The 5,590-nt window shown below is 63.1% G+C and carries 4 protein-coding genes; 3 read left to right on the top strand and 1 reads right to left on the bottom strand.

Annotated features, from left to right (window positions below; translation table 11 throughout):
* The first annotated feature begins 180 nt into the window (after nucleotides 1-180).
* The 3 genes from yajC to secF all read left to right on the top strand — a co-directional run bounded on the left by yajC (nucleotide 181) and on the right by secF (nucleotide 3,501).
* Nucleotides 181-513, top strand: a complete 333-nt coding sequence (gene yajC, locus LCI23_RS19105) for a preprotein translocase subunit YajC (RefSeq protein ID WP_224948042.1) — start codon at nucleotides 181-183, stop codon at nucleotides 511-513.
* Nucleotides 514-576: 63 nt separating this feature from the next.
* On the top strand, nucleotides 577-2,475 hold the full coding sequence (gene secD / locus LCI23_RS19100; RefSeq protein ID WP_224948041.1) for a protein translocase subunit SecD: 1,899 nt from the start codon (nucleotides 577-579) through the stop codon (nucleotides 2,473-2,475).
* Between the two features lie 3 nt (nucleotides 2,476-2,478).
* Nucleotides 2,479-3,501: a protein translocase subunit SecF gene (gene secF / locus LCI23_RS19095; RefSeq protein WP_224948040.1), complete on the top strand. Its 1,023-nt coding sequence runs from the start codon at nucleotides 2,479-2,481 to the stop codon at nucleotides 3,499-3,501.
* A gap of 216 nt (nucleotides 3,502-3,717) precedes the next feature.
* Here the strand turns inward: secF and LCI23_RS19090 are convergent, their stop codons facing one another.
* A complete protein-coding gene (locus LCI23_RS19090; protein WP_224948039.1) occupies nucleotides 3,718-5,127 on the bottom strand; it encodes an FAD-binding oxidoreductase in 1,410 nt (469 codons plus the stop codon).
* Nucleotides 5,128-5,590 lie beyond the last annotated feature (463 nt).

The raw sequence follows: 5,590 nt of genomic DNA, 5'->3' as shown, positions 1-5,590 counted from the left end.
CGGCGGTTCTGGCAACGCCTGCCTTGACGATCGCAGGGCAGCCACATCCCAGCGCATTAAATTTCCTGCAACATCTTGCAATTGGGAATTGCAAGCCTACATACCTCCACATTGTCCCTGGCTCCATGCCCGGTGCTAGAATACACCGCTTATTTTTTAATCCTCACAATCGGAGTTCTTGTGTTCATTTCCAACGCGTACGCGCAAACCACGACCGCAGCCGATCCTGGCCTGATGGGTAGCCTGACCACATTCCTGCCGTTGATCCTGATGTTCGTGGTCATGTACTTCCTCATGATCCGTCCTCAGCAGAAGCGCCAGCGCGAGCTGAAGGCGATGATGGATGCGTTGGCCAAGGGCGACGAAGTGGCGACCGCCGGCGGCATCCTTGGCCGCGTGGTGAAGGTGGCCGACACCTATGTGACGATCGAGGTCTCGGCCGGCACCGAACTCTTGGTCCAGAAGAACGCCGTGACCACGCTGCTGCCGAAAGGCACCCTGAAGGGCCTGTAATCCCGGTAGCACAATGCGGCGGCCGGGTGCCGCCGCGTGCCCAACATTCAATGCTGGAACACTATGAATCGCTATCCCGTCTGGAAATATCTATTGATCGCCGTCGCGCTCCTGCTGGGTGCGCTGTTCACGGCGCCGAACTACTTCGGCGAATCGCCGGCGCTGCAGATCACCACCGGTAAGACCACGGTCAATATCACCAGCGCCACCGTGGGCCTGGTCGAAGATGCCCTCAAGCGCAACGGTGTTCCGGCCACGGCCATCGCCCTGGAAGGCACCGGCAACAGCACCGCGGTACGCGCGCGCTTCGCCACCACCGATGCCCAGTTCAAGGCCAAGCTCGCGCTCGAGCGCGACCTGAACCGCGACCATAACAACCCCGACTACATCGTCACCGTCAACCTGGCGAAGAATACCCCGGCCTGGATGGAATCGATCGGCGCCAAGCCGATGAACCTGGGCCTGGACCTGCGCGGCGGCGTGCACTTCCTGCTGCAGATCGACAGCAAGGCCGTGCTCGAGTCCAAGGTCAAGGGCCTGCAGGCCAGCGTGCGCAGCCAGCTGCGCGATGCGAATGTACGCCACGCCGGCATCGAACGCGTCGGCAACACCATCGAAGTGCGCTTCCGCGACGACGCTACCCGCGCCAGCGCCCGTTCCACGCTGGGCAAGCAGTCGCAGGACCTGCTGTTCGCCGATGCCGCCGACGGCACCGAGCTCAAACTGGTTGTCAGCCTCAAGCCGGAAGCGGTACGCCGCACCGTGGAAGAGGGCGTGAAGCAGAACATCGCCACCCTGTCCAAGCGTATCAACGAACTGGGCACCACCGAGCCGCTGATCCAGCAGCAGGGCGCCGACCGCATCATCGTCCAGCTGCCGGGCGTGCAGGACGTGGCGCGCGCCAAGGACATCATCGGCCGCACCGCCACCCTGGAACTGCGCATGGTCGACTCGACCGTCACCCCGGGCACCGAAACGACCGCCGCCATCCCGCTGAACTCGGAACTGTTCACCGAAGGCCGCGGCGCCCCGGTCGTGGTGTCGAAAGACATCATCCTGACCGGCGAGTACATCTCGAGCGCCGTCGCCAGCTTCGATTCCAACCAGCAGCCGGCCGTTTCGATCGACCTGAACGGCGACGGCGGCCGCCGCATGCGCATGGCTACCCGTGAAAACGTCGGCAAGCGCCTGGCGGTCCTGCTGAAGGAAAAGGGCGTCTACTCGGTGCCGACCGCGCCGACCATCAACCAGGAACTCGGTTCGACCTTCCAGATCACCGGCATCGGCAGCATCGAGGATGCCAACGAACTGGCGCTGCTGCTGCGCTCGGGCGCACTGTCGGCGCCGATGGAGTTCATCGAGGAACGCGTGATCGGCCCGCAGCTGGGCGCCGAGAACATCGAGCGCGGCCTGAATTCGACCCTGTGGGGCTTCGTGGCGATCGCCGTCTTCATGATCGTCTATTACCACCTGGTGGGCGCGGTCAGCGCGATCGCGCTGGCGGCCAACGTGCTGTTCCTGCTGGCCCTGCTGTCGATGCTGCAGGTGACATTGACCTTGCCGGGTATCGCCGCGATCGCGCTGACCCTCGGCATGGCGATCGACTCCAACGTGCTGGTCAACGAGCGCATCCGCGAGGAGCTGCGCGCGGGCGCCACGCCGCAGGTGGCGATCAATGCCGGCTACAAGCACGCCTGGGACACGATTTTCGACTCCAACGCCACCGCCCTGATCGTCGGCCTGGCGCTGCTGATCTTCGGCTCCGGTCCGGTGCGCGGCTTCGCCGTGGTGCACTGCCTGGGCATCCTGACCTCGATGTTCTCGGCCGTGTTCCTGTCGCGTGGCCTGATCAACCTCTGGTACGGCCGCAAGAAGAAACTGACGCACATCTCGATCGGCACGGTCTGGAAAGAAGGCTTCACGCCTAGCAATCAAAACGCGACTCAGGGAGCGCAGGACTAAATCATGGAATTTTTCAAGATCAAACGGGACATCCCGTTCATGCGCCACGCCGTGATCCTCAATGTGATCTCGGTGCTGACCTTCGTGGCCGCCGTGTTCTTCCTGGTGACCAAGGGCCTGCACTGGTCGGTGGAATTCACCGGCGGCACGGTGATGGAACTGCATTATCCGCATGCCGCGGACCAGGAGAAGATCCGCAACACGCTGCGCGGCATCGGCTATGAGGCACCGGAGGTGACTGGTTTCGGCACCGCCCAGAGCGTCCTGCTGCGCCTGCCGATCGTCGAAGGCCAGGACCAGGCCGGCACCTCGAGCCGCGTATTCAATGCCGTCTGCTCCTCGGAGCAGGGCAAGCCGACCGTCGCCCAGGTCACGACCGACAAGGGGGAAACGGTCAGCCGTACCGCTTGCGTGACCGCGGACAACAAGGAACTGGTCAGCCTGCAGCGCGTCGAATTTGTCGGCCCCGCGGTCGGCGACGAACTGGCGCAGAACGGCCTGAACGCCCTGATCATGGTGGTGATCGGCGTGATCATCTACCTGTCGGTCCGCTTCGAGTGGAAGTTCGCCGTCTCGGCCATCATCGCCAACCTGCACGACGTGGTCATCATCCTCGGCTTCTTCGCCTTCTTCGAGTGGGAATTCTCGCTGACGGTGCTGGCGGCGATCCTGGCGGTGCTGGGCTACTCGGTCAACGAATCGGTCGTCATCTTCGACCGTATTCGCGAAATGTTCCGCAAGCAGCGCAAGATGACGGTGCCGGAAGTGATCGACCACGCGATCACTTCCACCATTTCGCGTACCATCATCACCCACGGTTCGACCCAGATCATGGTGTTGTCGATGCTATTGTTCGGCGGCCATGCACTGCACTACTTCGCCATGGCGCTGACCATCGGCATTCTCTTCGGCATCTACTCGTCGGTGTTCGTGGCCGCGGCCCTGGCCATGTGGCTGGGCGTGAAGCGCGAAGACCTGATCAAGCCGGTCAAGGAAAAGGACGAGCACGACGGCGCTGTCGTCTGAACTGTTCCACTTTTGCAATGCCGCCCTGGCTTCCGCCACGGCGGCATTTTTCATGCGCAAATCAGGCTAATTTGATAGTTTCGGCATTTGTGTGAGTTGGCGCACAGAGCCGTACTGTAACGAACCCTATAGTGGAACCGTCTCTTTCAGGACATCCCTAGTTTTGGACTTCACCCGCTTCCAACCGAAGCGGGTTTTTTTTTGCTTGGGTCCGCCTCACAGGTAGGCTGCCCACAAGGCATTGGCAAAGCGTCCCGCCGGATCCACCCGGCGCTTGAGGCTGCGCAGCGCCGCTACTTCCGGATAGGCTTGTTCGAACTGGGCGCGCGTGGCATGCAGCTGGTAGGGCAGGTAATAGCGTCCGCCAAAGGCCAGTGCGGTATCGATCATCGCGCGGGTCCAGTCGCCGGCCGCGCGCCGGGCCGTCGCATGGGTGCGCTGCTTGTAGTACACGACGAAGGAAAACACCTCTTCCCTGGCCCAGGGCAACAGGGACAGCTGGTCGGCCGGCGAATGGCGCACCGAGACGTTCAGCACCTGGGCGCCATGGCTGTGGATCACCTGCGCCATGGCGCGCGCATAGTCGGCGAAGTGGCGAACGGGAATGAAGTACTCCTGCAGCACATAGGTCGACCAGCGGCGCGTGCGCGGTTCCAGCGCCGCGGCGTCGAGGCTGGCTTCGTGGTTGCGCCACTTGACGGCCGGGCGCGCCAGCAGCAATGGATGGATCAGCTTACTGCGCAGCCGTTCGCCATGCGGCAGCTCGGTCATTGCGAACAGCGCATTCTGCTCCAGGGCATACGACTGGCCCCTGGGCACCAGCCGCGCACGCTCGGTCAGCGGTTTGCGGGTGGTGCGCCAGGACACGGACACCGGCGTGTCGAAGTGCGGCGGCAGCAGGTCGGCATTGTGGAAGATGCAGTCGCCCCCTTGCAACAGGCGCTCGAAGTGGCTTGGGTAGGCGTCCAGCGTCATTTCCGCGACGCTGCGCTCGATGCGGGTGTTGGACGCCAGTTCCAGCTCGACCTCGGTGATCACGCCGATTGCGCCATAACCGCCCGCGGCGGCGTGAAACAGCTCGGCATGCTGGCTGCGCGTGGCTTCCACCACCGACCCATCCGCCAGTACCAGCTGCAGGGCGCGTACCGAGTTGACCACAGGGCCGTTGCCGAGGTAGCGGCCGTGCGCATTCACCGATACCGCGCCGCCGACCGTGAAGTTGGCGAAGCTTTGCATCGTGTGCACGGCCAGCCCGAGCGGGTCGAGCGCATCCTGCAGGTCGCGCCAGCGCATGCCGGCCTGCACCCGGGCCAGTTTCGCCCTGGGGTCGAGCCATATCAGCCGGTTCATGCCGCGCATGTCCAGGTGCAGTCCGCCGCGGATGGCGGTCTGCCCGCCCATGCTGTAGCGGGCGCCGCCGACTGCGATCCTGCCCGGCCAGTCGCGCACGGCCTGCGCCACTTGCCGGGTTGACGTGGGTGCGAGCACGCGGGCGACTTCCACCGGGTACAGCCCGCTGACATTGGGTATCAGAGTGGGAGCGGCAAGCGCGGGCGGCGGCGACAGGCTCAGGAGGCCTGCCCCGGCCAGGGCCCGGGCGAGGAAACGGCGGCGTGATGGCGGCATGGAGCAAGGAATGGTTGACAGGGACAAAGCGGGAGTTTCCGCCAAGGCGCTCTTCCTGACCATGCATTCTTGCGCTGGTAGCAGGATCCGATACCCCAGGTCGTGCATGCGGACATCAAGACGCGTGGGCGCAGCGCTGCGACAAATCCTGTGAAACAGCCTGTGCTTTCCTTTCCTACCAGGATCGGTTCTAAGTGAAGCACCGCACCGAATGGTTCGACCAGACGTTCTATAGTGAAACCGTCTCTTTCAGGACATCCCTAGTTTTGGATTTCACCCGCTCCACGGAGCGGGTTTTTTTTTTGGTGCGCCCAGCATGGCGCACACTTGCGGGTGGAAGGCCCGCGGCGAGTCCACCGCACGGAGCGAGCGAAACTTGGACATATTCTATTTCTTTCAGAAAATCACGTATGCGTTCTGGCACATTCGCCTATTGTGTATTCAAACCCTCTCCTGTCGAATA

Origin of the sequence: Massilia sp. MS-15 (assembly GCF_020176695.1) — a bacterium.
Taxonomy (GTDB): Bacteria; Pseudomonadota; Gammaproteobacteria; order Burkholderiales; family Burkholderiaceae_D; genus Telluria; species Telluria hydrophila.
Note: the sequence above shows the minus strand (reverse complement) of the source record. Positions and strands in the feature narration are given on the sequence as shown.

Excerpts from the sequence above, each read along its gene's own strand:
- secD (WP_224948041.1), top strand. The coding sequence starts at position 577 with ATGAATCGCTATCCCGTCTGGAAATATCTATTGATCGCCGTCGCGCTC.
- secF (WP_224948040.1), top strand. The coding sequence starts at position 2,479 with ATGGAATTTTTCAAGATCAAACGGGACATCCCGTTCATGCGCCACGCC.
- LCI23_RS19090 (WP_224948039.1), bottom strand. The coding sequence starts at position 5,127 with ATGCCGCCATCACGCCGCCGTTTCCTCGCCCGGGCCCTGGCCGGGGCA.